Consider the following 26869-nt stretch of genomic DNA (forward strand, 5'->3'; position numbering starts at 1 on the left):
ACTATCCTCGCACCGACTCCGGAACATCCTCGGTGATCGGCAGTTCCGGCGGTGCCACTTTGCCGACCGACGACTGCGCGACGAACGCGCCGAGCAGCACGATCGCGCCGCCGATGACCTGGTTGGTCGACAGCGTCTCGTTGAGCAGCAACCAGGCGAACAGCGTCGCCGCCACCACCTCGACGTACGCGACCGCGCCGCCGATCGCCGCCGACAGCCGCTGCACCGCGGCCGCGCCGGCCAGGTACGCGACGACCGTGCTGACCACGATCAGCCAGGCCGCGAACACCCAGCCCGGGGCCGACCGTTCACCGATCGCGATCGTGTCGGTGAGCGCGTTCCAGGGGATGCCCCACGGCGCCGCGATCGCGGTCAGCAGGACCGCGCCGACCACACTGCCCGCCGCCGTCATCACCAGCGGATCGGCGACGCCGGTCAGCTTGTCGATCAGGATGAAGTACGTCGCCTGGCACGCCGCGGCGCCGAGTCCGGCCAGCAGTCCGATCAGGTCGAGCTGGACGCCGGACCATACCTCGACCACCGTCGCGAGCCCGATCAGCGCGATCCCGACGCCGAGCGCGGCCGACTTCGGTACGGCGACCTTGCGGCCGAACTTGAGCCAGGCCACCACCAGCACCGGCCCGGAGAACTCGAGCAGGATCGCCACGCCGACCGGCAACCGGCTGGCGGCGATGAAGAACAGCGTCTGGCAGCCGGCGATCCCGGTCAGGCCGTAGAACACGAGCTGCGGCCAGGACGCGCGGGCGGCCCGGAGCCCGGCCGCGCCGCGGAAGATCAGCACGAGGGGGACGAGCAGGGCAGCCGCGCCGAGGATGCGCAGCCAGGCGGCCTGCTGCGGGGACATGCCGGCGCCGATCAGCGCCTTGGCGAACGGTCCCGACCCGCCGAACGTGATCGCCGAGAAGAGCGCGAACCCGAGCCCGATCGACTTGGTCCGGGCAGCTGTCTCAGTCATGGGCGTAATGCTGGCACACCCATTACACGACGTCGAGGGTGATTCTCACCGCTTGGTCGTCTCAGAGCACGTTGACCGCGCGGGCGGCCACCACCGCTACAGCGAGCAACGAAATCGCCGACTGCACGGTCATCAGCGTCTTGACCCGCGACGACAGCGGCATCGTGTCGGTCGGGCTGAACGCGGTCGCCGCGGTGAACGCGACGAACAGGTAGTCGGTGAACCCCGGCAGCCAGCGCTCCCAACCCGGGATCTCGGCGGTCATCTGCGGGAACAGCAGATCGGGCCGCTCCACCTCCCGCTCGTGCTCGGGCGCCCGGGCGAACGGGCCGCCGCGGTCGATCTCCCAGTACCAGACCGCGAACGCGACCACGTTCGTCACCCAGATCAGCAGCGCGGCCTTCACCAGCACCATGCCGTTGTCCACCCGGCCGGAGGTCAGGTAATCAATCAGACCGGCCAGGTAGATGCCGTTGAAGACCACGAGCACGCCGAGCAGGACCAGCTCGATCCAGCGCAGCCAGGGCTCGTCCCGGCGGAGATGGAAGGGATTGGCCCACACCAGCGGCACGAGCAGCGCGACACCCAGGGCCGGCAGCAACCAGCGAGGCAGCGAGAGCACCTGCGCCGGGACAGCCAGCTGCAACGCCAGTACGACGAGCACCGCCAGCGAGGCCGGCCAGCGCCGCATGTGCTTCGTACTGGGCGTCGTCGCCTTCGGGACCCTGTTCACCCCAGCATTCTGTCCCCTCCATCGACCTAGCCGACGGATGCGTCGACCACGGCCTGCCCGACGTCCGTACGCCGGTAGTGCACCTGGTGTCCCGTTCTGCGACGCGTCACCAGCCCAGCGCCGTACAGGGCGGCCAGGTGCTCGGCCACTGTCCCCAGCGCGAGCCCGTACTGCGCCGCGAGCGCGCTGGTCGTCGCGGGTGGGTCGAGCGCGGTCAGCAGCGTCGCTCTGGTGCGGCCGAGCAGCGTCGCCAGGGGATCGGGCGCGGTGGGGGCGTCGTCCCAGAGCCGGGCTGCTCCGCGCGCTGGATAGACCAGGGTCGGTTGGTAGCCCGGGGCAACGATCATCACCAGGTGCGGCCACGCGAAGGCGCCGGGGACCAACAGCAGGCCTTCCCCGCTGAGCTCGCGGTCCGGTTCGCGGTAGCGGGACGCGACCAGCTTGTCGTCGTCCCACGACAGCGTCGGATGCAGGTCGTCGAACAACGTGGCGAGTCCGCCACTGGTGAACTGCTCGCCACGGTGGGCGATGTCGTCGTCGAGCACGCGGCTGATCGCCGGCCAGTCGGGTTCGATCAGGGTGGTCCAGGCGCTCTCGATCTGGTCGGCGATGCGCTCCCGCGCCCCGGCGGGGTCGGCCAGCATCCGGTCGATCGTCGCGGCGGCGGGATTGTTCATCTCGTCCCGCGAGCGTCGCAGCTCGGCCCGGACGACGTCGAGCGGCGTACTGCGGACGCGCGCGATCTCCGTGCTGAACTTGGCTCGCGAGGCCTTCGGCGGGGGAGTGATGAAGTCCGGCGTGAACCCGCTCCGCGGCTGCACGGCCCGCAACATCCCCAGGTCGAGCGTCCGAGCGGCGTCGGCTTTGGCCGCCACCCAGGGCGAGTAGAGCGGCCGGTGCTTGCTCCCGTGCAGCACTCGCACCGCCGACACCGTCTCCCACAACGGCGACATCCCGAACCGGCATCGCACCGCATCCGCGCGGGTGAAGCGCATGACGGTCATCGCCGTGGACTTTCGGTCATTTCCGAAACTATAGTCCGGCCGCCGGTGCAGGGAGCACTCTCAGCACGTGACCTCTCCGCCGATCGCTGCCACTGGCTATCTGACTGTCCTGCGTGTCCCCGGCCTCCGCGCGGTCTTCGCGGCGCACGCCATCTCGATGGTCGGCACGGTCGCAGCCCAGGTGGCGCTGTCCATCCTGGTCTTCGATCGCACCGGCTCGCCACTGCTGTCCGCGCTGGTCCTGGTCTGTTCCTTCCTGCCTTATGCGCTCGGCGGCACCCTGCTCTCCTCGATCGCGGACCGCTACCCGGCCCGCCCACTTCTGGTCACCTGCGATCTCCTCAGCGCCGGCTGCATCGCCGTCATGCTGATCCCGGATCTGCCGGTGCCGGCGCTACTCGGTCTGCTGCTGCTCACCGGCCTGATCGCACCGATCTTCGCGGGTGCCCGCTCCGCCAGCCTCACCCAACTGCTGCCGGCGGAGCTCTTCCCGACCGGGCGGTCCCTGCTCCGCGCGATCAGCCAGATCACCGTGCTCACCGGCTTCGCCCTCGGTGCCGTCGCCGTCGCCGCGGTCGGCCCGACCTGGCTCCTGACGCTCGACGTCGTGACCTTCGCGCTGTCGGCGCTGTTGATCCGTTTCGGCACTCCGTCCACGCCGGCCCCCGGAACCGGCGGCAACACCCTGCAAGCCTCCCGCGAAGGCCTGCGCTACCTCTTCACCACGCCCAAGGTCCGCAACCTTCTCCTGCTCACCTGGGCAGCGCCCGCGTTCTCCGCCGTCCCCGACGGTCTGGCCGTCGCGTACGCCGCCCAGACCGGCGCCGCCGCTTCCGCCGCCGGCGCGCTGTTCACCGGGTACGCCGCCGGCACCGTCCTGGGCGAACTCGTCGGCACCCGTCTCGCCCCGCGAACGCGCCGGCGACTCCTCGTGCCGTTGCTCCTGGCAACGCAACTCCCAGCTGTGATCTTCGTGTTCACGCCGTCAGTTGCGAGCGCGGCACTGCTCCTCGCGGTCTCCGGCTGCGGTCACGCCTTCAACCAGGCCGTGGATCCGATGATCCTGGCCGCCGCCGACCCGGCGTACCGGGGGCGGCTGTTCACTGTGCAGACCAGCGGCATGATGACGGTGCAGGGCGTGACCATCGCGTTGGCCGGTGTGGCCGGGACGTTCGTCCGGCCCAACCTGACCATCGCGTTCGCCGGGGTGCTCGGCGTGCTGACGGTGATGGTGCTGGCCCGCAAGGTGGTCAGCGCGAACTGAGCTGGTGCATCCCCAGCGGCTCAGGCGCTCGCTCGGAGGACCAGGGGAGCGGCAACGAGTTGGCCCGACTCGTCCGGTTCGCCGCCGATCTCGTCCAGGGCTCGGGTGAACAGGCAGTGCGCGATGTCGCGCAGCGGGATGCGCGCGGTGGTGAGCGGAGTGTCGAGCATGCTGGCGAACGGGAAGTCGTTGAAGCCGGTGACCGCGACGTCCTCGCCGACCTTCACGCCGCGGCGTTGCAGCGCGCGGATCGCCACCACGGCGAAGGCGTCGTTGTCGGCGACAAACACCTCCGGGTGGTCGGCGGAGTCCATCGCCGCGCTCACGTACGCACCGACCTCGTCCAGATCCTCGAACGACCGCGCCGAGTGCGGCGAGCTGAACTCGCGCCGGAACCCCTCCTCGCGCTGGTGGACCCACGGCAGTTCGCTTTTCGTGCCCAGGTACGCCGCACGGGTCCGCCCGGTGGATCGCAGGTAGCGTCCGATCGTCGCCATCGACTCGACGTTGTCCACGTCGACCCAGCACTGCCGCTGCCCCGGCCCTGTCCGGCCGAACGCGACGAACGGAAAACCCCGCGTGCTGAGGAACTCGATGCGCGGATCGTTCGGCATCGTCTCCAGCACGATGATCGCGTCGACCTGCCGCGCCGCGATCAGCTGTTCGTACAGGGCGATCTCGGACTTGCCCTCGGTCGGCGTGGTCACATGGACGCCGTACCCGCCGACGGACGCCGCCTTGACCAGCCCACCGAGCAACCCGTGCAGGAAACCACCCAGCCCCGGGTTCTGCTCGTTCACCACGTCGTCGTCGAGGTACAGCGGCAGGCCGATCACCTGGCTGCGGCCGGACGACAGGGCGCGGGCGGCATGGTTCGGCGTGTATCCGAGCTCGTCGATCGCGGCCTGCACCGTGGCCACCGTCTGGTCGCTCACCCGGTGCGGCGCGTTCAGCACGTTGGACACGGTCATCGCCGACACCCCGGCTCTGCGCGCCACGTCGGCCACCGTCGTGCGCCGGTACGCGCTCGACTTCTTCTGCTCGGCCGCCATCATGTCCCTTCGTTGACCAACCCGCGCTGCCTTCCGGCCCGTGCCGTACCCATCAAACCCGCTCGACCCTCGCCACGCCGCCGACCGGTACGTCGATCGCCCACAGTCCTCGCGGCGGCGTCGTTTTGCTCCGCGCCACCTCGACACCCGAGCAGTCCGACACTACGAGCTCGACCGGGCCATCGCCCACACCGTCGAGCAACAAGGTCGGCTCGTTGCCGCCGTTCACCAGCAGCAGTACGTCGGTCGGCTCGGCCAGCCGCACGACCGGATTGGAGTACACCGCCACGATCGTCTCCTCGGCGGAGATCGCCGCGACCTGCGTGTACCGCGCGTCCGGCCGTACTGGCAGCAAGTCACCCCGCAGCAACGTCGCCGCATGGTCCCGCAGGAACCCGAGCCAGTACCGCACCACCCGATCGTGCGCTGGCGGCAACGAACCGAGTTCGACCGAGACCTGCGCGACGCTGAACAGCACTCCGATGAACTGCTCCGCCACGGCTTGCGGTGACGCCTCCGGATGCCACATCAACATGTCCGAGTGCACCGCCCGGTCTCCCGCGAGCAACCGCGCATCGACCGTCCGGACCCGGTTCTCCACCGCGTCCAGCGCGCAGTCGCCGGCCCGCAGGAACGTCCCGTACTGCCACAGTCGCGGGTTCACGTAGTCCTGCCGGAACTCGATCAGCAGATCCGGCCGCAGCCGCTGCAATTCGGCTCTCACCTCCGCGAAGAACCGTTCGACGCCTTCGTCCACCGTCGCGCAGTCGCCGTCGGGTGCCGGCGGCGGATTCTTCCTGGCCCAGCTGTCGATGAAGTCGAGCTTCAGCCCGTCGACACCCCAGTCGCGCACCGGCCGGACGCAGCACTCGAGCAGATGCTCGCGGACCTCCGGGTAGCGCGGGTCGAGCGCCACCGTGGTCTGCTCGTCGTCGAGCCATCCGAGGGTCTGGTCCTTGAACCGGTCCCACGCCTTCGAGTGCCGGCCCATCAGTGGCGGCGCGATCCACAGCACATAGGCGACTCCGTGCTCGTGCACGCGCCGGACGTGCTCGGCCATGTCGGGGAAGGTCCGGCTGGTCGGCTCCCAGTCGCCGCAGTACGCGTAGCCGCGCGCGGTGTTGTCGGTCTGCCAGCCGTCGTCGACGATGACCGCGCTGCAGCCGTACTGCGCGCCGGTCGCCGCGTGCCGCTCGACCGACTGCTCGGACACGTGCTGGTGGTCGGAGTACCAGGTCGAGTACATCGCCGTCCGGGCCACCTCCGGCACCGGCGCGATCCGGTCGCCCAGCTCGTCGGTCCAGGCAGCTGTCACTCCGCGCAGAGCCGCGGCGAAATGCAGACCGCGCAGATCGATCCGGAGCGTGAACCGGTGCTGCCCGTCGACCGGCTCGACGTCCTCGATCGCCAGCTCGACCAGCTGCTCGGCGGTCTCCTCGTTCACCCCGACGGCGAAGTCGCAGCCTCGCACGCTGGACGACAACGAAACCGTCAGCGGGCTGATGTCGTCGGTCTTGACCAGCGCGGCGACGGGCGCCGACCGGACCGAGCGGACGTCGCGGTGCGCGCCCCAGTCGGTCGGCAGCTCCCGCTGCGATCCCTGGGTGGCCCGCCAGAGCGTCGCGGCGCCCTCCGCCGGCCAGGTCCAGCGGATCCGCACCGGCTCAGCCCGCAGGTCCGAGGCCACGAACTCGATCAGTCGCACCCCGGCGACGGGATCTGCCTGCTCCCGGACCGTCGCGGCGCCCGAGACAGTCGCGGTCCGGACCGTCGAGCCGTCGGGGGAGCGGACCTCGAACGAGGCCTGCGGAACAGCTGACGTCATGGGGCGACTCCCGTCATCGGCACTCACGCTTCACCACCGACTATAGCGGTAAAATCAATCACGTCCCAACCATTGACGAATTCCGGATCGGTGCTAGTTTTACCGCTAATATCGGACCCGTCGAAAGGGGGCCGCGATGCCCGGACTCACCGTGACGTCGGACAACGCGTACGTCGAGAACGCCTTCGCCTGGGCCCGTGAGCGGGCGCTCGCCTGGGTGACGACCGACGCCGCGCCGGGCCACCTGGCGTCGTACTGGGCGGGTTATCCGTCCCGGGCGATGTTCTACTCCCGCGACGTCTGCCACCAGGCCGGCGGCGCGCACCTGCTCGGCCTGGACGCGGAGAACTTCACGATGCTGCGCCACTTCGCCCGGTCCGCCACCGCGGCCCGCACGTGGTATCCGGTGTGGGCGTTCCACTTCGACGGCGAGATCGCCGCGCTGGACTACCGCGGCGACGACGACTTCGTGCGGGAGATCCCCGCCGTGTTCGACCTGACCTGGCGCGCCCTGGAGCAGTACGACTGGACCGGCGACCAGCGCTGGCTCGACGATCCCGACCTCGCGGCGTACTACCGGCGCTCGGTGAACGAGTTCGTCGAGGCGCACGACAGTGACGGCGACGGTGTGCCGGAGGCGCCCGGGACCGGCGACATCTTCGTCGGCTCAGCGACGTACAACGAGCAGGACGCCGATCACCCGTTGATCGTCGCGGCCGACGGGATCGCCTTGCAGTACGCCGCTCTGAACGCTCTCGGCAAGCTGTACGGCGACGACTACTGCAAGCGCGCGACGCGGATCCAGCAGGAGTTCCTCGCCACGTGGTGGGACGAGCAGCTCGGCCGGTTCGCCCGTGGCCGGACCGTCGACCACGGCCTCGACTTCGGCTGGGGACTGGAGTCGAGCTGGATCGCGTCGATGACCGGGCTGACCGGCGACGGCCCGCGCAACGAACTGTTCCTGGACTACGTCGAGAAGCAGCTCGAGCTGTCCCCACCGCAGAACATCGAGGCCTTCAGCTACCTGCCGGAGGTGTTCTTCCGGCACGGTCGCGACGAGTCGGCCTGGCGGTGGCTGCGGCACCTGATCGACAGCCGCGACGACTATCCCGAGGTCTCCTTCACGGTGGTGCACCACCTCGTGGCGGGGCTGCTCGGACTCCGGCCGGACGCCGCGTCGGCCGCACTGTTCATCGACTCCCACCTGCCGGCCGACATCGCCCGGCTGACCGCCGACCACGTCCGGGTCGGTGAGTGGGACCTACGCATCGCCCAAGAAGGACGGCACACGGCAGAGGTCACCGTGCACAGCGGACCGGGGCCGCTCACCGTGACCGTCGGATCCGCCGGACCCTGCAGCATCGCGCCCGGCGGCACCGCCCGGGTGACCACTCCGACGAAGGACGCCACATGAAACTTCGCAACCGCCTGCTCCCGTTCGGAGCCGGACTCGCCGCACTGCTGCTCGCCGCCGGCTGTGCGACCGGCAGTCAGCCGGCCGCCAACTCCGGTGGCGCCGACGAGAACGGCGACATCACGTTCTCGTTCTGGGGCACCAACTCCGAGGCCGCCTCGCTGAAGGCGATCGCGGCCGCCTTCGAGCAGGCCAACCCGGGCACCAAGGTCACCACGAACTGGATCCAGGCCGACTACGAGCAGAAGCTGCAGACCTCGATCGCGGCCGGCACCCAGGCCACCGTGATCGAGATCAGCAACACCAGCCTGGCCGGGTTCGCGCCGAGCTTCGCCGAGCAGCAGGTCGATCCGGCCGAGTTCGTCCAGCCGAACATCTCCGAAGCCCTCAAGTACGACGGCAAGTACTACGCCATGCCGTTCACCGCGAAGCCGAAGGTGATGGCGGTCAACCTCGACGCCTTCAAGGCCGCCGGGCTTCCGGCGCCGAGCCCGACCACGCCGCTGAGCCTGGACGAGTTCAAGACGATCGTCGCGAAGCTGTCGCACGGCGAAGGCAAGAACCGCGTCTACGGCACCAGCAACATGTGGTTCAAGGGCTGGCTCACCGCAGCCGGCGGCGGCTTTTACAACGCCGACGCCACGGCCTGCACGTTCGGCGATCCGCAGGGCGTCGCGACCGCGCAGTACATCGTGGAGCTGCAGAAGCAGCGCTACGCGCCGAGCTCGATCGACATCGAGGGCCAGGATCAGGCGCAGTGGTTCGCGGCCGGCCGGCTCGGGACGTTCAGCGACTTCGGGCCGTGGACGGTCGCCGACTTCGCCAAGATCAGCAAGCCGAACTGGACTCTCGTTCCCGTGCCGGGCAAGGGATTCCCGATGGAGGTCGGCGGCCTGGCGATCGCGAAGAACGCGAGCGGCAAGAAGCTGGAGACCGCGAAGAAGTTCGTCGAGTTCGTCAGCACGCAGCAGGTGGCCCAGGACCTGCTGATCCAGGGCAACACCGCGCTCGGCGTACCGATCATCGCGGCCTCGACGCCGACGCTGGAGAAGGTGCTGCCGCCCGAGCGCAACCTGGCGGCCTTCACCACCGCGCTGAAGACCGGGCTGATCAGCCCGTCGGTGCCGCGCGAAGGGCAGATCTCCGGCGACGCCGACAAGGGCATCACCAGCTACACGCCGCTGGGCAGCGGCAAGGACGACGTGGCCAAGATCCTGCCCGGTCTCAACGACAAGTGCACCGCGGCCCTGAAGCAGTGAGGTAGACCGTGAACCCGACCATCGGATGGATCCGCCAGCTCGCGGAGTCCTGGGGAGTTCCCGCGGTCCTGGTGCCGCTGGTCCCGTTCCTGGTCCTGCTCGTCGCCCTGTACGCCGCGATCGGGCTCGCGGCGTACGCGGCGTTGCGGAGGTGGCCGCGGGCGGACAAGACGATCGCGTTCTGGTTGTTCGTCTCGCCCTGGCTGATCGGCTTCCTGGTCTTCACCGTCGGGCCGATGCTGTCCTCGATCTACGTCAGCCTGACCTCGTGGGACCTGATCACCCCGCCGAAGTTCGTCGGCGTGGCCAACTACACCGAGGCCTTCCAGGACCCACGGGTCGGCCAGGCGATCAAGGTCACCCTGCTGTACGCCGTGATCAGTGTCCCGCTGCAGACCGCGCTGGCGTTCGCCGTCTCCCTGCTGATGAACGTCGACCTGCCGGGCATCCGCCTGTTCCGCACGATCTGGTATCTGCCGAGCCTGGTGTCCGGCGTGGCTCAGATCGTGTTGTTCCTCTGGGTCTTCAACCCGCAGTACGGGCTGGTCAACGACGTACTCGGCAAGGCCGGGATCCAGGGGCCGGGCTGGTTCAACGACGCGTCCTGGGCGTTGCCGACGGTGATCCTGATGAGCCTGTGGACCGTCGGCGGCGCGATGGTGATCTACCTGGCCGGCCTGAAGGACGTGCCGACCACCCTGTACGAGGCCGCGGCGCTCGACGGCGCCGGACGACTGCGGCTGTTCTGGCACGTGACGTTGCCGCAGCTGAGCCCGATCATCTTGTTCAACGTGCTGACCGGGATCATCGGCGCGCTGCAGATCTTCACCCAGGGTTTCATCGCCAACGGCGGCCCGAAGGACTCGCTGCTGTTCTTCGTCTACTACCTGTACGACAACGCGTTCCAGAACTTCCGGATGGGCTACGCGTCCGCGCTGGCCTGGATCCTGTTCGTGATCATCATGGCGCTCACCGCCGTGACGCTGCGCGGAAGTGCCTTCGCGATCTACTACGAGACCGAGATGGGCGGGCGGCGACGCCGTCCGCGCCTGAGGAGGGGCTGAGCCATGGCCGTCCTGGTCGAGACCGGTCACGCCGCCGGCCCGAGCACGAGCATCCGTCGCGCCGACCGCCCGTACTGGCGGCGCAACCTGCCGCTCACCCTGCTGCTGTACGCCGTGCTGGGGCTCGGGTCGCTGGCCTTCGTCTACCCGTTCCTGTGGATGATCGCGACGTCGCTGCGATCGCTCGCCGGGGTCGGCAGCGCGGGCGCGAGCATCTGGCCGAGCGAGTTCCTCTGGGACAACTACACCCGGGCGATCACGTCGTTCCCGTTCTGGCGGTACGCGCTGAACTCGCTGATCACCACGCTGATCCCGATCGTCGGCACGGTGTTTTCCTGCGCGCTGGCCGGGTTCGCGTTCGCCCGGCTGCGGGTGCGGTTCTCCGGTGTCGTGTTCGCCGTGGTGCTGGCGACGATGCTGCTGCCGGGGGAGGTGACGATGGTTCCGCAGTTCATGTTGTTCAACAACCTCGGCATGATCGACACCTTGTACCCGCTGATCCTGCCGGCGTTTTTCGGGTCGCCGTTCTACATCTTCCTGTTCCGGCAGTTCTTCTCCCGGATGCCGTCCGAGCTGGCCGACGCCGCGGTGGTTGACGGGTGCGGCTGGTTCAAGATGTTCCTGCTCGTGTACCTGCCGCTGGCACGTCCTGCCGTGGTCGCCGTCTCGATCCTGCTGTTCATGAGCTACTGGAACAACTTCCTCGGCCCGGCGATCTACATCAACTCCGACCAGTGGAAGACGCTGCCGCTCGCTCTGGCCGGCTTCCAGTCCGTCAACGGCACCGACACGCCTTTGCTGATGGCAACCTCGGTGCTGATCACGCTGCCGTGCCTGGTGATCTTCTTCCTGGCGCAGAAGCAGATCACCAACGGGATCACGTTCACCGGCGGGCGGTGACGCCGTCGTGGATGGTGGAATCCGGTTGACCCGGTGGTGCGGCTCGCCGATGATCCACGCATGTCTGAGAGCGTGTTGCCTGTCGACGGCCTGGTGATCATCGATGTCCAGGCCGGGCACGTCGAGGGAGCCCATGCCGTACCGGACGCGGGCCGGCTCACCGAGCAGGTCGCGGTGCTGCTCGACGTGGCGCGGGACGCGGGCGCGCTGATCGTCCACGTGCAGAACGACGGCGACGCCGGTCAGGTGGACGAGCCGGAGACAGCTGGGTGGGAGCTTCATTTCCGGCCGCTCGCCGGCGAGGTGGTGATCCGGAAGGAGTACGACGACGCGTTCCGGGAGACGTCGCTGGGTGAGCTGCTGACCGAACGGGGTGTGAAGTCCTTGGCACTCTGCGGGCTGATGTCGGAGATGTGCGTCAGCGCGACGGCCCGGACGGCGCTGGATCGCGGCTATCGGGTGGTGCTGCCGCACGACGCGCACGCGACCACCGGCGTACCGGCGGCTGAAGGGTTGGGCGAGGCGATTCCGGCCGCGGTGGTGTCCCGGGTCGCCGAGTGGGCGCTCGGCGACCGGGTCGAGATCGTGCCGCATGCGAAGACGGTGGCCTTCGGCTAGCTGTTCTGTGGCGCGCGGGGGTTGGCTGCCTTCGTGGCGGGCGCAGGTTGGCCAGCTCTCTTCCGTGCCGTGCTGTCGCCGGCTACCTGCCTTTCGTGGCGCGCCGACGCGGTCGGGTCGGCCGACCACCTTCGGCGGCGACGAACGCGTGGGCCTCCGCGAGCAGATCACGCCACTGATCGTTATCGGCTGGTGGGTACGGGATGCCGGCCCACTCCTTCGCTGGATTGCGGCCGATGTGGACCGGTTCCGCGGCGTTGGCGGCGAGCAGTCCGGCGACGCGGTCGGCCGGCAGCTTGACGATCAGCTCGCCCTCAGCGCCGACGAAGGCGAAGAACTTCGTCCCGACGCGCAGCCCCTCGCTGCCGAACATGAGCGAGCGGTCGACACCCGGCAGGCCGTCGTACGCGGTGGACAGTTCGTCGAGCAGGTCCTGGCCCCGGCGGCGATCACTGCGCATTGGCGTCCCGTGCCTGGGTGAAGGGGAGTCGATCGAAGATGATGCGCAGGTGCGTGATCCGCCCGTCGTGCACGGTGAGCAGCTCCGCGCCGGGCGCGTCGGCGACCGGAACGGTGCGCGTGTCGTACATCAGCAACGCGGTGGTCTCGTCGCCGAACGCCGACAGCAGGGCGGACTCGAGCAGGATCTTCGAGAACGGTTCCATGAACCCGCGGAACGCTTCGGCACCCTCGATCGGCCCGCTCGGGCTCTGGCAGACGATGTCGTCGGCGACGTACTGCATCGCCGCCTCGAAGTCGTGGCCGGTCCAGGCCCGGTGGTAGGCGAGCGCGACGTCGAGTGCGGTGGCGTCGGTCATCGGTGATTCCTTCCGGTTCGAGGTGATCGTGACAGTGCAGACACCACGGCCCCCGCGATCGGAACGGTCACCTCCGTCGTGCTGGCTTGATTCAGGCGGGAGTGCCCGGAATTGTCCTCGCCGGCTGAGACGATGGACCGATGACGAGTTCGGTGCTGGAGCGGGCCCGTGGCGGGGACGAGCAGGCATTCCAGGACCTGACCGCGCCGTACGTCCGCGAACTCCACCTGCACTGCTACCGCATGCTCGGCTCGGTCACCGACGCCGACGACCTGATTCAGGAGATCCTGCTCGCCGCCTGGAGCGGTCTCGGCGGTTTCGCCGGGCGATCATCGGTACGCACCTGGCTCTACCGCATCGCCACCAACCGCTGCCTCAACGCCATCCGCAACGGCAAACGCCGCCCTCCCACCGAGCCGATTCCCCCATTCGATCCACCGGAACCAACCCGCCGAGGCGACATCACCTGGCTCCAGCCATATCCCGACGCCTGGCTGGAGCAGCTCCCGGAAGATCGCACGGTACGCCGGGAAACCGTCGAACTGGCCTTCGTCACCGCGCTGCAACGAGTCCCACCCCGCCAGGCCGCGGTACTGGTCCTGGTCGACGTCCTCGGCTTCACGACCGCCGAGGTCGCGGACCTGATGGATACCGGCCCGACCGCGATCAAGGGCGCGCTCCAGCGAGCTCGCGCGGCGATGCGCCGAGAGCCTGGTGCGGTCGGCAAGCGGCCGCAAGGTGATGCGGCGAGGGACGAAGCTGTGGTCGACAAGCGGCGGGCCCGAAGCGACGCGACAAGGGCCGAAGCCGCGAGCTCCGACGAACACGTCTTCTCGTATGCCACCCGGACGGTCATCGATGCGGCGCAGTACGACGTGATCGGGGAGGGTCGCGAGGCGGGGACCGAGGGCGTGAGGTTCGAGCGGCGCGTCTCTTCGTGTGACGGCCGCGTGGTAGTTGACTCCGTCCCGCACACGGTGAACGCCGAGGGCAGCCCGGCCGGGAAGGCGCAGGGCGGTGACTCGGTCCCACACACGGTGAACGCCGAAGGCAGCCCGGCCGGGAACGCGCGGGGCGGCGCCCGACGGCGCGGGGCGCCGGCGAGCGCTCGGGTCGGAGAGGGCGGCGCGGCATCGGACGCGGCGACGGCGACTTCGGGGGAGTGGGCGGTCGCTCGACGGTTCGCGGAGGCGTTTGTTGCCGACGACATCGAAGCGGTGACCCGGCTGCTGACGGACGACGCGTGGCTGGCGATGCCCCCTGCGTCGCACGAGTACCACGGGCGGGCTGCGATCGCGGAGTTCCTCCGAGCGAGCGCGGCCGGGCGCCGCGGCAAGCGACTGCGGTTGGACCCGAGCGGATGCAACTTCCAGCCAGGCTTCATCTGCTACTTCGTCGACGACACGACGCTCTGGTACACCGGGCGGTTCGTGCTCACGGTGCGCGGTGATCGAATCAGCCGCATCACCAGATTCCTCGAGCCCGCGCTGGAGAAGGCACTCCCACCACCAGTTGACAGCTGAAAACCGGTCGCCCGCCCCAGCGGCTGACTGTCACGATGTCCAGCATGGAACTGGTGATCGTCTTCGGCCCGGCCGCAGTCGGCAAGATGACCGTCGGGCACGCGCTGTGCGAGCTCACCGGCTTCAAGCTGTTCCACAACCACGCGACGATCGAGCCGGTGCTGGGAGTCTTCCCGTTCGGTTCGGAGCCGTTCGTCCGGCTGGTCTCGGAGTTCCGCCGCCGCGTGATCGAGGAGGCCGCAACCGCGGACCTTCCCGGCTTGGTCTTCACCTTCGTGTGGGGCCTGGACGACGCCGACGAGATCGACGTGATCGCGTCGTACATCGAGATCGCCGAGTCGGCCGGCGGGCGAGCCCACCTGGTCGAGCTGTACGCCGACCAGGAGGAGCGGCTGGCACGCAACGCGACCGAGTTCCGGCTCGCGCAGAAGGCCAGCAAGCGTGACCTCGACAGGTCGCGAACCAACCTGCTCGCGCTCGACGCCGAGTACACGCTGAACACCGGCGGCACGCGCACCAAGGCCGAAGACCTGATCGAGCAGCATGATCACGTGCGGATCGACAACACCAGCCTGACGCCGCAAGAGGCGGCCGAGCAGATCGTCGAGGCCTTCGGTTTCGGGACGAACGCCCAGCACTCACCAAGCCGCCCCATCCCGCCGACCTGAGCGGCCCGCGCGACCGGGCGAGGCAAAATCCAGGCGTTTGGTGAGCCAGACTCCAGGCGTTGGTGAGTGCTGCACGTCCGCCCTCGCGTGTTCACCGCAGAAACGGGTCGATCTCCACCACCGACCAACCCGCGCGATCGATGGCGACACGCCGCCGCCACGCCGGTCGTGGCGTCCGCCGCACTGGTTGATCAGTGGTGGAGATCCGTAAGCGGGGAAGCAAAGTCGGGAACCGGCTCAACGGCCCTCTCGCCCTCCGCCCGACCGTCAGCGGGCGGCCTGACGGGCTTCGACGATCTCCAAGTAGTGCGGGTTGTGCATGATCCCGAGCACGTTCCCGAACGGGTCCACGACCGACGCGGTGGTGAAGTCGCTGTTGCTGTGGGACGTGATCGGCTGGTACTCCTTCGCGCCCATCGCGAGTAGCTTCTCGAACGTCCCCGGCAGGTCGTCGACGTGCCAGTGCATGACCGCGCCGCCGGGGGCGTTGCGGGCGCCGGGCGGGGCGTACTTGCGGTCGATGAAGCCGAGCTCGTCCTCGTCGTCGCCAATCCGGTACTCGATGTACGCCGGGGCGGCGGGGGCGGGCGGGAAGGCGAAATCCGGCTCCAGGCCGAGCAGTTCGGTGTACCAGTCGCGGGCCGCGGCCAGGTCGTCGGCGTAGAAGCTGATGGTGGCGAATCCTCGGAACATTGCTGTCTCCCTGGGGTCTCGCGGTGGCGTGTCCACCGCGATGACTCCATCAAACGACAGATAAGTGCTCACCCAATGAGCACTTTCCCAGGGAGTTTTTCAGCAGGGCTCAGGCGATCGCTTCCTTGCCGTCGACGACGACGTACTCGCCGCCGGTGGTGATCGGCGCCGGCGTCAGTACGGCGTACGCAAGGCCGTTGGCCGCGGTCCTCGACTCGACCACGGTGAAGGCCGTCGGCGGCAGGCCTTCGGTGAAGAGGCGCTTGCCCTGGCCGAGCACGACCGGGAACGTGATCAGCCGGTACTCGTCGATCAGTCCGGCGCGATGCAACTCGCGGGCCAAGCCGCAGCTGCCGTGGATCTGCAGCTCGCCGCCCGGCTGCTCCTTGAGTGCGCGTACCTGCTCCACAATCTCGGCGTCCAGCACGGTGGTGTGCTGCCACTCGGGATCGCTCAGCGTCCGCGAGGCCACGTACTTGGGCAGGCCGTTGAGCTTGGTCGCGACCAGGTTGTCGGGGTCGGTCACCTGAGACCAGTAGGCGAACATCATGTCGTACGTCGTCCGCCCGAGCAGGATCGTCTCGGCCCGCGCGAACCAGCTGTCGACGATCTCGTTGAACTCGTCGCCGGCGTACGGGACGACCCAGCCACCCTGGTCGAACCCGCCTGTCCGGTCCTCGTCAGGTCCGCCCGGGCCCTGCATGACGCCGTCGAAGGTCAGGAAGGTGTGCAGTGTCAGTCGCATGCGCGGTCGCTCCTCGGTGTCCGGCGGTCCTCGCTGAACCGCCTCTCACCCTTGGCGTCGATCAGGTCGTCGGCGGATCGACATCGCGCGGCGGAAATTGTCCGAGGGTGGATCTAGCATCGTGAGATCAGGCTTGCCGGCACCGGGAGGGTTCATGACCACGCTGACCGATCGACCCAGGACGGCGCTGCTCGTCATCGACGTGCAGAACGGCGTGATGGCGGGCACGCACAACCGCGACGCCGTCGTGGGCAACATCGCCACCCTGGTCGAGAAGGCGCGCGGCGAGGGGGTCGACGTCGTCTGGGTGCAGCACAACAGCGACGAGGGGCTGAAGAAGGACAGCGAGGAGTGGCAGTACGTGCCGGAGCTGGTGCGCGCCGAGGGTGAAGCGCTGGTTCACAAGCGGTACCCGGACTCCTTCGAGGCCACCGACCTCGAGTCCGTGCTCGCCGAGCGAGGCATCGGCCGGCTGATCGTGTCCGGCGCTCAGACCGACGAGTGCATCCGATCCACGCTGCACGGCGCCATCACCCGCGGGTACGACGCCACGCTGGTCGCCGATGCGCACACGACCGAAGACCTCTCCGAGTACGGCGCTCCGACGCCAGACTTGGTGATCGCCCACACGAACCTGTACTGGGAGAACCACCAGGCACCGGGCCGCACGGCGGGCATCACCACTACTGCGGAGGCGAAGTTCGGCTGAGTGAGGCGGGGTCGGCCGGGAGCGGCTGAGCGAGGGGGCAACCGCGGGCGGCCGGTGCGACCCGGCCAACCGAGTAACAAGCACGGTTGCCCGCGGGACGACGCGGCCGACCGAGGAACAAGCAAGGCCGGCCGCGGGACGACGCGGCCGGCCAACCGGGGTTTACTTCGCGTACAACGCTTCCACGTCGGCCTCGTGCTTTTCCATCACCACGTGCCGGCGCAGCGACAGCTTCAGGGAGAGCTCGCCGTTTTCCTGGGTCCAGTCCGTCGGCAGGATGGTGAACTTCTTGATGCCCTCGGCCTTGGAGACGGCGGTGTTGGCTTCGTCGACGGCGGTCTGGATCTCCGCGATCAGGTCCTCGTCGGTGCACAGGGTTTCGACGTCGCGCGGTTTGCCGTGCTTGTCGGCCCAGTTGCCGATGGTTTCGGGGTCGATGGTGATCAGCGCGGCGATGAACGGCTTGCCGTCGCCGACGACCATGCACTGGCTGACCAGCGGGTGCAGGCGGATCCGATCCTCGAGGACAGCGGGGGCGACGTTCTTGCCGCCGGCGGTGACCAGGATTTCCTTCTTGCGGCCGGTGATCCGGATGAAGCCGTCGGCGTCGAACTCGCCGAGGTCGCCGGTGTGGAACCAGCCGTCCTCGTCGATCGCGGCGGCGGTGGCCTCGTCGTTCTTCCAGTAGCCGAGCATCACCTGGCCGCCCTTGAAACACAGCTCGCCGTCGTCCGCGACGCCGACGGTGACGCCGGGCAGCGGGCGGCCGACGGTGCCGATGCGGATGTCGTCGGGCAGGTTCACCGCGACGGCGGCGGTGGTCTCGGTCAGGCCGTAGCCCTCCAGCACCGGTACGCCGATGCCGCGGAAGAAGTGGCCGAGCCGGTCGCCGAGCGGCGCGCCGCCGGAGACGGCGTAGTCGACTTGCCCGCCGAGCACGTTGCGCAGCTTCGTGTAGACCAGCTTGTCGAACAGCGCGTGCTTGGCCTTCAGCCCCAGCCCCGGCCCGCCCTTGTCCATCGCCTGGGAGTAGTCGATCGCGGTCTGCGCGGCGGCGTCGAAGATCTTGCCCTTGCCGGCCGCGTGCGCGGTCTGGCTCGCGGTGTTGAACACCTTCTCGAACACCCGCGGCACGCTCAGGATGAACGTCGGCTTGAACTCGCCGAGGTCGTCGACCAGGTTCTTCACGTCGGCGGTGTGGGCGACCTTGACCCGCATCATCACGCAGCCGACCTGGATGATCCGGGCGAACACGTGCGCCAGCGGCAGGAACAGCAGCGTCGACGCGCCGTCCAGCCGGAACAGGCTCGGCAGCACCTTGGTCGCCGTACCGAGTTCGTCCATGAAGCTGGCGTGGCTGATCTTGCAGCCCTTCGGCCGGCCGGTCGTGCCGGAGGTGTAGATCAGCGTGGCCAGGTCGCCCGGCGTCACCGCCGTACGGCGCTTGTCGAGCTCGGCGTCGGAGATCTGCTGGCCGAGCACGGTCAGTTCGTCGACAGCGCCGGCCTCGATCTGCCAGATCTCGCCCAGGGCCGGGGCCTCTCCGCGAGCGGACTCGACGACGGCTGCGTGCGCGGCGTTCTCGACGATCGCGACGACCGCGTCGGAGTCGGTCAGGATCCACTCGATCTGCGACGCCGACGAAGTCTCGTAGATCGGCACGGTGACCGCGCCGATGGTCCAGATCGCGTAGTCGATCAACGTCCACTCGTACCGGGTGGCGCTCAGCAGGGCGACCCGGTCACCGTGCTTGACGCCCGCCGCGATCAGGCCCTTGGCGACCCCGGCGACCTGGTCGGCGAACTGCGCCGCGGTGATGTCCAGCCAGCCGCCCGCGACCCGGCGGCTGAACACGGCCGTGTCGGGGTGCGACGATGCGTTCGCCCACACCGGATCGGCCAGTCCACCCGTGGTCGGGGGGTCGATCACAGCAGGAACGGTGTACTCACGCATCCGCGTCTCCTCAGTCAGGATGGTCGGCTCCGGCGCACGTTACAGTCACTTACCCACAAGTAGCCAGGTCAGTGTGACCCAGGGAACTAAGGTCAGGCGCATGCCTTCGCTAGACATCAGCTGCGACGACCTGGTCGTCGCGGATCCAGCCTACGTCGCGGAGCGGCTCGGCTCGGACACCCTCTGGCGTGAGTGGTGGCCGGAGCTGGAGTTGACGCCGTCGGAGCGCCGTGGGCTGGAGGGAGTTCGGTGGGCCGTCACCGGCGCCGCGGTCGGTACGGCGGAGTGGTGGCTGGAGCAGGTCCGCGACGGCGTCGTCGTGCACTGGTACCTGCGCGTCGACCCGGTACGGCGTACCGGCGTACGGGGGTTGCGGCGGCTGCACGAGTCGTACGTCGCGCGGTACCGGGAGCGGATCTGGCGGTTCAAGGACGAAGTCGAGACGGGCCGCGCCGCGGGCGAGCGCAGGTCCGGCTGGGAACCCGCGATAGTCTCCGGGAGGGGCACCGGCGCCCCGCACCCGGCCGCGCCGCCGACCAGGCACGCGGACCGGCCACCGTCCCGGCAGCGAAGAGGTGAATCGATGGCAGAGCAGACCACCTCGACCATCGTCGTGAACGCGACCCCGAAAGCGATCATGGCGGTGATCGCGGACTTCGAGGCCTACCCGGAGTGGGCGGACTCGATGCGGGAGACCGAGGTGCTGTCGACCGACGAGGCGGGCCGGCCCAAACAGGTCCGGTTCAAGGTGGACGCCGGGGCGATCTCCGACGAGTACACGCTGGACTACGTCTGGTCCCGCAACGAGGTGACCTGGTCGCTGGTGCAGGCCAAGATGGTCAAGGGCATGGACGGCGCGTACGTGCTGCGCGACCTCGGGGCCGAGGGCACCGAGGTGACCTACCGGCTGGCGGTCGACGTGGCGATCCCGATGATCGGCATGCTCAAGCGCAAGGCGGAGAAGGTCATCATCGACACGGCCCTCAAGGGGCTGAAGAAGCGCGTCGAGTCCTGATTCCGTGACCCGCGTTCTGCTGTACACAGGAAAAGGTGGCGTGGGCAAGACCACGTCCGCGGCCGGCACCGCCACGCTGGCCGCGCTGCGCGGACTGCGCACGCTGGTGCTGTCCACTGACGCCGCGCACTCGCTGTCGGACGCGTTCGACTGCGAGGTCGGCGGTGAGCCGACCGAGATCGACGACCTGCTGTTCGTGCAGCAGATCGACGCGCAGCGGCGGTTCGAGCGCTCGTGGGGAGACATCCAGGCCTACCTGCGATCGGTACTGCACGTTGTCGGGGTCGACCCGATGGAGGCCGAGGAGCTGACCGTGCTGCCGGGTGCCGAGGAGGTGCTCGCGCTGCTCGAGGTGCGCGACCACGTCCGGTCCGGGCGGTGGGACGTCGTGGTGGTCGACTGCGCGCCGACGGCGGAGACGCTGCGGCTGCTCGCGCTGCCGGAGGCGCTGAGCTGGTACATGGACCGGATCATCAACGCCGAGCGCAAGGTTTTGCGGTCGTTCCGGCCGTTGCTGGGCAAGGCGTCGGGGCTGCCGATGCCGGACGACACCGTCTTCGACGCGCTGCGGCGGCTGCAGAAGGATCTGACCGACATTCGTGCGTTGCTGGCGGGGCCGGATGCTTCGGTGCGGTTGGTGCTGACGCCGGAGGCCGTGGTGGTGGCCGAGGCGCGGCGGTCGATGACGACGTTGTCGCTGTACGGGTACCGCGTTGACGGCATCGTGGCGAACCGGGTGTTCCCCGCGGCCGGTGCCGACAACTGGCGGCGGCAATGGGTCGCGGCGCAGCGGGGGATCCTCGAGGACGTCGCGGATTCGTTCAGCCCGCTGCCGATCTGGGAGTCGCCGTACCGGGCCTGTGAGCCGGTCGGCGTCGAGGAGTTGGCTGCGTTTGCGGTCGAGATGTACGGCGGGGACGATCCGTTCGCCCGGGCGTCGGACGAGACGTCGTTGCTGGTGGATCGGCATATCGACACCGACGGGCGGACGTACATCCTGACCCTGCCGTTGCCGCTGGCATCGGCTGCCGATCTGGAATTGGCGCGGCACGGGGACGAGTTGATCGTCACGGTCGGGTCGTACCGGCGGGTGATTCCGTTGCCGGCCGCGTTGGCGCGCGGGGTTGTCGCCGGGGCTCGGTTGGACGACGGGAAGCTGCAGGTGCGGTTCGCGCCGCGGGATCCGTTGCCGCGGCCGCCGGTCGGTGGGCCGGAGATCGGTGCGCCCGAGCTCGGTGGATCGGAGCTCGCTGGATCGGAGCTCGGTGCGGAGGAGTTCCGCGAGCAGATGGAGTTCGGCGAGACGGCGATCCCGGAGGCGACGCGATGACGGCGAAGGAGCCGGTCGGCACGGTGGCCGAGGAGGCCGCGAAGCTGTTCGCCGTACTGCGGGCGGCGGGGGCGGCGGACTTCGGTGCGGCTGCCGGGGCCGAGGACGCTGCCGAGGAGAAGACGAGCGGTGGTGAGCAGCCGAAGCGTGATGACTCCCGTTCAGAATCCGCGGGCACGGACGACCGTCTGCACGGGATCGGCCACGGACCCGAGTGTCAGTGGTGTCCGCTGTGTCAGGTGATCAACCGGGTGCGGACCACCAGTCCGGAGACCGTCGAGCAGTTGTCGTCGGCGGCGGCTGGGGTGTTGGGGGCGGTACGGGGACTGGTGGAGGCTGCCGCGGAGGCGGCGCGGCAGGCGAAGGTGGACGCAGAGTCGCGGGCCGCCGGGGAGCAGGACAGACAACGCCCAGCTCGGTCCCGGGTGGACCGGATCGACGTGAGTGAGGACCCCGAACCATGGGACTGACCATCGGCATCGACGTCGGCGGTACGAAGATCGCGGCCGGCGTCGTCGGCACCGACGGCACGATCGGCGCCCGCGCGCACCGGGACACCCCGGCGAACTCGGTCGACGAGACCGCCCAGGCGATCTGCGACGCGGCCGCGGAACTGATCGCGGACCACGACGTCGAGGCGGTCGGCATCGGTGCCGCCGGCTTCGTCTCGTCGGACCGCTCGACTGTGCTGTTCGCGCCCAACCTGGCCTGGCGCGACGAGCCGCTCGGCCGCCGGGTCGCCGACGTACTGCAGGTCCCGGTCGTGGTGGAGAACGACGCCAACGCGGCCGCCTGGGGCGAGTTCGCGTTCGGCGCGGCCAAGGACGTCGAGCACATGATCTGCGTGACCGTCGGCACCGGCATCGGCGGCGGCGTGGTGATCGACGGCGAACTGCTGCGCGGCGCGCACGGCGTCGCGGCGGAGCTCGGCCACATGCGCGTCGTACCGGGTGGGCATCGGTGTGGTTGTGGCGCGCGCGGCTGCCTCGAGCAGTACGCGTCCGGCCGGGCGCTGGTCCGGGAGGGGCGCGCGCAGGCCGAGTCGGGTTCGCTGGCGGCGGCGCAGATGCTGAGCGTCTGCGAGATCACCGATCCCGCCGAGCTGACCGGCCCGATGATCACGATGGCGGCGGCCGCGGGCGATCCGTGCGCGGTCGAGCTGCTGGACGACCTCGGCCGGTGGCTGGGGGAGGGGCTGGCGAGCTTCGCGACCCTGTTCGACCCGAGCACGATCGTGATCGGCGGTGGGGTGAGCGCGGCCAAGGAGTTGCTGCTGAACTCGGCGAAGGTCGCGTTCGAGAAGAACCTGCCGGCCCGCGCGAACCGGCCGCACCCGACCTTCGGCCTGGCCGAGCTGGGCAACGACGCGGGCATCATCGGTGCGGCCGACCTGGCCCGCCGCCCGGCGGCCGCGCCGGAGAAGGCCGCGCCGCAGGCTGCCCCGGCGCCCGAGGTGACGGCTCCGTCGGACGCGCCGGGTGCCGCCGCGGAGCAGCCGCAGTGAACCTGCGGGCGGCTGCCGCAAGCGGCACCGTGCTGCGCGGGAGGCGGTTGTTGGTCCGGCGTGATTGGCTGGAAGTGGTCCAGGGGGCTGCTGGGGGTACGGCGAGGAGGGTCGTGCGATGGCTCTGACACAGGCGCTGACGATCGGGATCGACATCGGCGGCACCAAGGTGGCCGCCGGGGTGGTCGACCCCGAGGGCAACATCCTGGACCGGCTGCGCCGGGACACCCCGACCAAGGACCCGCGCGAGACCGAGGACGCGATCGCGGACATCGTCCGGGACCTGGAGTCGCGGCACGACGTGATCGCGGTCGGCATCGGCGCGGCCGGGTTCGTCGACGGGACGCGCTCGTCGGTGCTGTTCGCCCCGCACCTGGCCTGGCGGCACGAGCCGCTGCGGGACGCGGTCGAACGCCGGCTCGGGCTGCCGGTCGTGGTCGAGAACGACGCCAACGCCGCGGCCTGGTCGGAGTGGCGCTTCGGTGGCGGGCAGGGCGAGAGTCACCTGGTCTGCGTCACGCTCGGGACCGGCATCGGCGGTGCGATCCTGAACGACGGCGCTCTGCAGCGCGGGAAGTTCGGCATCGCCGGCGAGTTCGGCCACATGCAGGTGGTGCCGGGCGGTCACCGGTGCGAGTGCGGCAACCGCGGCTGCTGGGAGCAGTACGCGTCGGGCAACGCGCTGACCCGGGAGGCTCGGGAGCTCGCGCTGTCCGGGTCGCCGGTCGCGCACAACCTGCTGCGCGCCGCCGAGGGCGATCCGCGCAAGATCAACGGGCCGATGGTGACCGAGCTGGCCAAGGACGGCGACCCGGTCGCGGTCGAACTGCTCGAGGACGTCGGCCGCTGGCTGGGCATCGGCTTGGCCAACTTGGCGGCCGCGCTCGACCCGGGGACGTTCGTGATCGGCGGCGGGGTGTCGGACGCGGGTGAGCTGCTGCTGGCGCCGGCGCGGGAGGCGTTCAAGCGGACGCTGACCGGGCGCGGGTTCCGGCCGGAGGCGCGGATCGTGCGCGCCGTACTGGGGCCGGAGGCCGGCATGGTCGGTGCGGCGGACCTCGCGCGCGAGGAGGCGACCTGGTTGCGCCGGGTCCGGGTGAAGACGACCGCGGTGACCGCGAAGACGGCGGCGGCTCGCGGTGGGCGCTCGACCCGCTTGGATCGCGCCGCCCGCAAGTCCGCGAGCCGCAAGACCGGGATGCGCGCCGCGGTCGATCCGGAGCTGCAGCCCGGTCAGCTCCAGCTGAACAAGACCGCCGAGCTGCAGGGCGACCCCGAGGCATGAGCCCGGTCCGGCCGCGCGGCGTCCAGACACGCGCGGGAGGCGGGAGATGAGCGACAGCGCGGACTCGGCGCCAACGAGCGTGCTGCGGGTGCTGTCGTACAACGTGCACCGGTGGGGTGACGATCGTGAGGCACTGGCACGCGTCGTCCGGGCCTGTGCCCCGGACGTCGCGCTGATCCAGGAAGCGCCGACCTGGTGGGGGACCCGGCGGAAGCGCCGGGCGATGGCGGCGACGTTCGGCATGACGTACGTCGCGGGCGCCGCGCGCAACGCGATCTTGGTTGCCGGGAGCACCCAAGTCGTCGATCCACTGCACTGGCGGGTCTGGCGCCCGTTCGTCCGGCGGCGACTGCGGCTGATCGCGACCCAGCTCCCCGGCGGCGCGGTCGCCGGTCGCGTCACCCTGGGCAGGACCGATCTCGGTCTCGTCGTCTGCCATCTCGGTCTGCACATCCGCGGCCGCGAGCACGAACTGGAGCAGGTGCTCAGAGGATGCCGATCGTTCAACCTGCCGTACCTGCTGGTCGGCGACCTCAACGAGGAGCCGGACGGCCCGGTGTGGAAGCGCCTCGCCGACGAGGGCCTCACCGACCTCGGCGCCGACGCGGGCCCGACGTTCCACTCCGACAACCCCGAACGCCGCATCGACGGCGCGCACCTGTCGCCCGAGCTGACCGGCCGCGTGATCCCACTCGACACCGTCGACGGTGTCACCCGCGACGACCTCGCCAAGGGCTCGGACCACCTTCCCCTGCTGATCGAACTCACCGAATAACGAGTGGCCGCCGCAGCGCGCTCGACGGCAGGATGAAGCCATGAGCGAGACGAAGCGGCCGGTCGCACTGGTCACCGGAGTCGGACGCCGGATCGGGATCGGCGCGGGCATCGCGGAAGGGCTCGCGGCGACCGGGTGGGACGTTGCCTTCAGCTACCTCACCGGGTACGACGAACGCATGCCGTGGGGCCCCGACGCCGACGCTCGGGCCGAGCTCACCGGCCTACTGGAAGGACATGGCGCCCGCGTGCTCGCCGTCGAGGCCGATCTGCAGGACGTCGACGCGCCGGCTGCGCTGATGCGCACGGTGCGCGAAGGTCTCGGATCGGTGCGGGCGCTGGTGATGGCGCACTGCGAGAGCGTCGACAGCAGCATCCTCGACACGACGGTCGAGAGCTTCGACCGGCACTTCGCCGTCAACGCGCGCGCGGTCTGGCTGCTGATCAAGGCGTACGCCGAGCAGTACGACGCGCCGTTCGGGACCGGGCGGATCGTCGCACTGACCAGCGACCACACGACGCACAACCTGCCGTACGGCGCGAGCAAGGGTGCGCTCGACCGGATCACGCTGGCCGCCGCGGAGGAGTTGAAGCATCTCGGCTTGACCGCCAACGTGGTGAACCCGGGGCCCGTCGACACCGGCTGGATGTCGCCGGAGATCAAGCAGTGGGGGATCGAGGCGACCGCGCTGGGCCGCCTCGGCACTCCACGCGACACCGCGAACCTGATCAGCTTCCTCTGCTCGGAGCAGGGCGGCTGGATGAACGGCCAGCTGCTCTACAGCAACGGCGGCTTCAAGCCGTAGTCACTTCTTGCGGCGGTTGAGGAAGGCAAGCATCGCCTCCTGGGCCGCCTCCGAACCGAACAGCCCCGCCGACAGCTCCGCGAGTTCCTTGCCGCGGGCATCGATGTCGGCGAGCAGTTCGCGGGTGAGCAGCTTCTTGGTCTCGCGCAGACCTTGCGGCACGCCCTTCAGCAGCGACGTCAGTACGGCGCCGACCGCGTCGTCCAGTTCCTCGTCCGGAACCGCGCGGGTGACCAGCCCGAGGCGTGCGGCCTCCGTACCGTCGAAGCCGTCGCCGGTCAGGAAGGTCAGCGAGGCGGCGCGATCGGTGAGCCGGGGGAGCACGGTCAGCGAGATCGTCGCCGCCGCAAGCCCGAGCCGGACCTCGGTCAACGCGAAGGTTGAACTGGCCCCCGCGACGCTGATGTCGGCCGCCGCGACGATGCCGATCCCGCCGGCCCGCACCGGCCCTGCGACCCGGGCGACCACCGGCTTCGGATGCGCGACGATCGCACGCTGCACATCGACCATGCGCTGCGCGCCGACCCCCATGCCGACCGTCGTCGCCTCGGACAGGTCGGCGCCGGAGCAGAACACGTCGAGCGCCGACCGGATCACCACGACCCGGACCGCGTCATCCGCACTGGCTGTCTCCAACCGCTCCAGCAGTTCACCGGTGAGCTGCTGGGAGAGCGCGTTCTTGTTGTGCGGCGAGTCCAGCGTGATCGTCGCGACGCCGTCGGCCAGCTCGAGATGCACCAGTTCGCTCATGCAAGCCATCCTGCCCTGCCGACCCACCCGTACGCCGTAACCGGCCCCACACCTCCCGTTCCTCCCGCCCTCCCATTTGAACGGTTAACCCTTCGAGTGATGGGTTCTACCGCTGCATGCGGCCATCGAACCCACCACCGAGTGGGTTAACCGTCGAAATGGGGGTGGGCAGCGCCTGGGTTAACCG

Annotated in this window: 27 protein-coding genes; 16 read left to right on the forward strand and 11 right to left on the reverse strand. The window is 69.6% G+C overall.

The genetic code is table 11. The features are described 5' to 3' along the window. Position 1: 1 nt before the first annotated feature. From ACQPXM_RS16215 to ACQPXM_RS16225, 3 genes are all read right to left on the reverse strand, one after another. A complete protein-coding gene (locus tag ACQPXM_RS16215) occupies positions 2-976 on the reverse strand; it encodes an EamA family transporter (RefSeq protein ID WP_432949355.1) in 975 nt (324 codons plus the stop codon). Positions 977-1037: 61 nt separating this feature from the next. After that, positions 1038-1709, reverse strand: coding sequence for a hypothetical protein (locus ACQPXM_RS16220; protein WP_432949357.1), 672 nt, complete (start codon positions 1707-1709; stop codon positions 1038-1040). 26 nt (positions 1710-1735) lie between these two features. Beyond that, complete coding sequence (locus tag ACQPXM_RS16225; protein ID WP_432949359.1) at positions 1736-2713, reverse strand: DUF5937 family protein; 978 nt, start codon at positions 2711-2713, stop codon at positions 1736-1738. Positions 2714-2780: 67 nt separating this feature from the next. Between ACQPXM_RS16225 and ACQPXM_RS16230 the strand changes: the two genes are divergently transcribed. After that, positions 2781-3977, forward strand: coding sequence for an MFS transporter (locus tag ACQPXM_RS16230; protein WP_432949361.1), 1197 nt, complete (start codon positions 2781-2783; stop codon positions 3975-3977). 20 nt (positions 3978-3997) lie between these two features. On the opposite strand, the gene ACQPXM_RS16235 is transcribed toward ACQPXM_RS16230, so the two are convergent. Together ACQPXM_RS16235 and ACQPXM_RS16240 are read right to left on the reverse strand one after the other, a co-directional pair. Beyond that, complete coding sequence (locus tag ACQPXM_RS16235) at positions 3998-5032, reverse strand: LacI family DNA-binding transcriptional regulator (RefSeq protein ID WP_432949363.1); 1035 nt, start codon at positions 5030-5032, stop codon at positions 3998-4000. Between the two features lie 49 nt (positions 5033-5081). Further along, positions 5082-6854 (reverse strand): glycoside hydrolase family 36 protein, encoded by a 1773-nt coding sequence (locus tag ACQPXM_RS16240; RefSeq protein ID WP_432949365.1) that lies wholly within the window; start codon positions 6852-6854, stop codon positions 5082-5084. Between the two features lie 136 nt (positions 6855-6990). Between ACQPXM_RS16240 and ACQPXM_RS16245 the strand changes: the two genes are divergently transcribed. Genes ACQPXM_RS16245 through ACQPXM_RS16265 form a run of 5 tightly spaced genes read left to right on the forward strand, consistent with a single transcriptional unit; the run spans position 6991 to position 12109 of the window. Next, positions 6991-8268: a hypothetical protein gene (locus ACQPXM_RS16245; RefSeq protein ID WP_432949367.1), complete on the forward strand. Its 1278-nt coding sequence runs from the start codon at positions 6991-6993 to the stop codon at positions 8266-8268. Further along, positions 8265-9527 (forward strand): extracellular solute-binding protein, encoded by a 1263-nt coding sequence (locus ACQPXM_RS16250; protein WP_432949369.1) that lies wholly within the window; start codon positions 8265-8267, stop codon positions 9525-9527. Before ACQPXM_RS16245 ends, ACQPXM_RS16250 begins: the two co-directional genes overlap by 4 nt. Before the next feature lie 8 nt (positions 9528-9535). Then, entirely contained in the window at positions 9536-10591 is a 1056-nt protein-coding gene (locus ACQPXM_RS16255) for a carbohydrate ABC transporter permease (RefSeq protein WP_432949371.1), read from the forward strand. 3 nt (positions 10592-10594) lie between these two features. After that, complete coding sequence (locus ACQPXM_RS16260; protein ID WP_432949373.1) at positions 10595-11491, forward strand: carbohydrate ABC transporter permease; 897 nt, start codon at positions 10595-10597, stop codon at positions 11489-11491. Positions 11492-11551: 60 nt separating this feature from the next. Next, a complete protein-coding gene (locus ACQPXM_RS16265; RefSeq protein ID WP_432949375.1) occupies positions 11552-12109 on the forward strand; it encodes a cysteine hydrolase family protein in 558 nt (185 codons plus the stop codon). Between the two features lie 82 nt (positions 12110-12191). Here ACQPXM_RS16265 and ACQPXM_RS16270 read toward each other — a convergent pair whose 3' ends face one another. Beyond that, a complete protein-coding gene (locus ACQPXM_RS16270; RefSeq protein WP_432949377.1) occupies positions 12192-12569 on the reverse strand; it encodes an MmcQ/YjbR family DNA-binding protein in 378 nt (125 codons plus the stop codon). Then, entirely contained in the window at positions 12559-12927 is a 369-nt protein-coding gene (locus tag ACQPXM_RS16275; protein WP_432949379.1) for a nuclear transport factor 2 family protein, read from the reverse strand. Before ACQPXM_RS16275 ends, ACQPXM_RS16270 begins: the two co-directional genes overlap by 11 nt. Before the next feature lie 140 nt (positions 12928-13067). Between ACQPXM_RS16275 and ACQPXM_RS16280 the strand changes: the two genes are divergently transcribed. Both ACQPXM_RS16280 and ACQPXM_RS16285 read left to right on the forward strand, forming a co-directional pair. Then, positions 13068-14450 carry an RNA polymerase subunit sigma-70 gene (locus ACQPXM_RS16280; protein ID WP_432949381.1) on the forward strand — a complete coding sequence of 461 codons (1383 nt, stop codon included), beginning with the start codon at positions 13068-13070 and terminating at the stop codon, positions 14448-14450. A gap of 44 nt (positions 14451-14494) precedes the next feature. Then, on the forward strand, positions 14495-15118 hold the full coding sequence (locus ACQPXM_RS16285; RefSeq protein WP_432949383.1) for an AAA family ATPase: 624 nt from the start codon (positions 14495-14497) through the stop codon (positions 15116-15118). A gap of 267 nt (positions 15119-15385) precedes the next feature. On the opposite strand, the gene ACQPXM_RS16290 is transcribed toward ACQPXM_RS16285, so the two are convergent. Further along, positions 15386-15811, reverse strand: a complete 426-nt coding sequence (locus ACQPXM_RS16290; protein ID WP_432949385.1) for a VOC family protein — start codon at positions 15809-15811, stop codon at positions 15386-15388. A gap of 109 nt (positions 15812-15920) precedes the next feature. Continuing rightward, the gene (locus ACQPXM_RS16295; protein WP_432949387.1) at positions 15921-16556 is read right to left on the reverse strand and encodes a dihydrofolate reductase family protein; all 636 of its coding nucleotides are present in this window, start codon (positions 16554-16556) and stop codon (positions 15921-15923) included. Positions 16557-16710: 154 nt separating this feature from the next. Between ACQPXM_RS16295 and ACQPXM_RS16300 the strand changes: the two genes are divergently transcribed. Then, positions 16711-17265: an isochorismatase family protein gene (locus ACQPXM_RS16300; protein ID WP_432949389.1), complete on the forward strand. Its 555-nt coding sequence runs from the start codon at positions 16711-16713 to the stop codon at positions 17263-17265. 162 nt (positions 17266-17427) lie between these two features. On the opposite strand, the gene ACQPXM_RS16305 is transcribed toward ACQPXM_RS16300, so the two are convergent. Beyond that, positions 17428-19218, reverse strand: a complete 1791-nt coding sequence (locus tag ACQPXM_RS16305) for an AMP-dependent synthetase/ligase (RefSeq protein ID WP_432949391.1) — start codon at positions 19216-19218, stop codon at positions 17428-17430. Between the two features lie 100 nt (positions 19219-19318). Between ACQPXM_RS16305 and ACQPXM_RS16310 the strand changes: the two genes are divergently transcribed. The 7 genes from ACQPXM_RS16310 to ACQPXM_RS16340 all read left to right on the forward strand — a co-directional run bounded on the left by ACQPXM_RS16310 (position 19319) and on the right by ACQPXM_RS16340 (position 25932). After that, entirely contained in the window at positions 19319-20233 is a 915-nt protein-coding gene (locus ACQPXM_RS16310) for an SRPBCC family protein (RefSeq protein WP_432949393.1), read from the forward strand. Positions 20234-20273: 40 nt separating this feature from the next. Then, complete coding sequence (locus tag ACQPXM_RS16315) at positions 20274-21563, forward strand: ArsA family ATPase (RefSeq protein WP_432949395.1); 1290 nt, start codon at positions 20274-20276, stop codon at positions 21561-21563. Further along, positions 21560-22033, forward strand: a complete 474-nt coding sequence (locus ACQPXM_RS16320) for a hypothetical protein (RefSeq protein ID WP_432949397.1) — start codon at positions 21560-21562, stop codon at positions 22031-22033. The genes ACQPXM_RS16315 and ACQPXM_RS16320 overlap by 4 nt, the downstream gene beginning before the upstream one ends. After that, a complete protein-coding gene (locus ACQPXM_RS16325) occupies positions 22024-23067 on the forward strand; it encodes an ROK family glucokinase (RefSeq protein ID WP_432949399.1) in 1044 nt (347 codons plus the stop codon). The genes ACQPXM_RS16320 and ACQPXM_RS16325 overlap by 10 nt, the downstream gene beginning before the upstream one ends. Before the next feature lie 118 nt (positions 23068-23185). After that, positions 23186-24352, forward strand: coding sequence for an ROK family glucokinase (locus tag ACQPXM_RS16330; RefSeq protein WP_432949401.1), 1167 nt, complete (start codon positions 23186-23188; stop codon positions 24350-24352). A 46-nt stretch (positions 24353-24398) separates the two neighbouring features. Further along, positions 24399-25127, forward strand: coding sequence for an endonuclease/exonuclease/phosphatase family protein (locus ACQPXM_RS16335; protein WP_432949403.1), 729 nt, complete (start codon positions 24399-24401; stop codon positions 25125-25127). Positions 25128-25167: 40 nt separating this feature from the next. Next, on the forward strand, positions 25168-25932 hold the full coding sequence (locus ACQPXM_RS16340; protein ID WP_432949405.1) for an SDR family oxidoreductase: 765 nt from the start codon (positions 25168-25170) through the stop codon (positions 25930-25932). On the opposite strand, the gene ACQPXM_RS16345 is transcribed toward ACQPXM_RS16340, so the two are convergent. Next, positions 25933-26682, reverse strand: coding sequence for an enoyl-CoA hydratase family protein (locus ACQPXM_RS16345; RefSeq protein WP_432949407.1), 750 nt, complete (start codon positions 26680-26682; stop codon positions 25933-25935). Positions 26683-26869 lie beyond the last annotated feature (187 nt).

This window comes from Kribbella sp. CA-253562 (genome assembly GCF_050942265.1).
In the GTDB taxonomy this organism is placed as follows: Bacteria; Actinomycetota; Actinomycetes; order Propionibacteriales; family Kribbellaceae; genus Kribbella.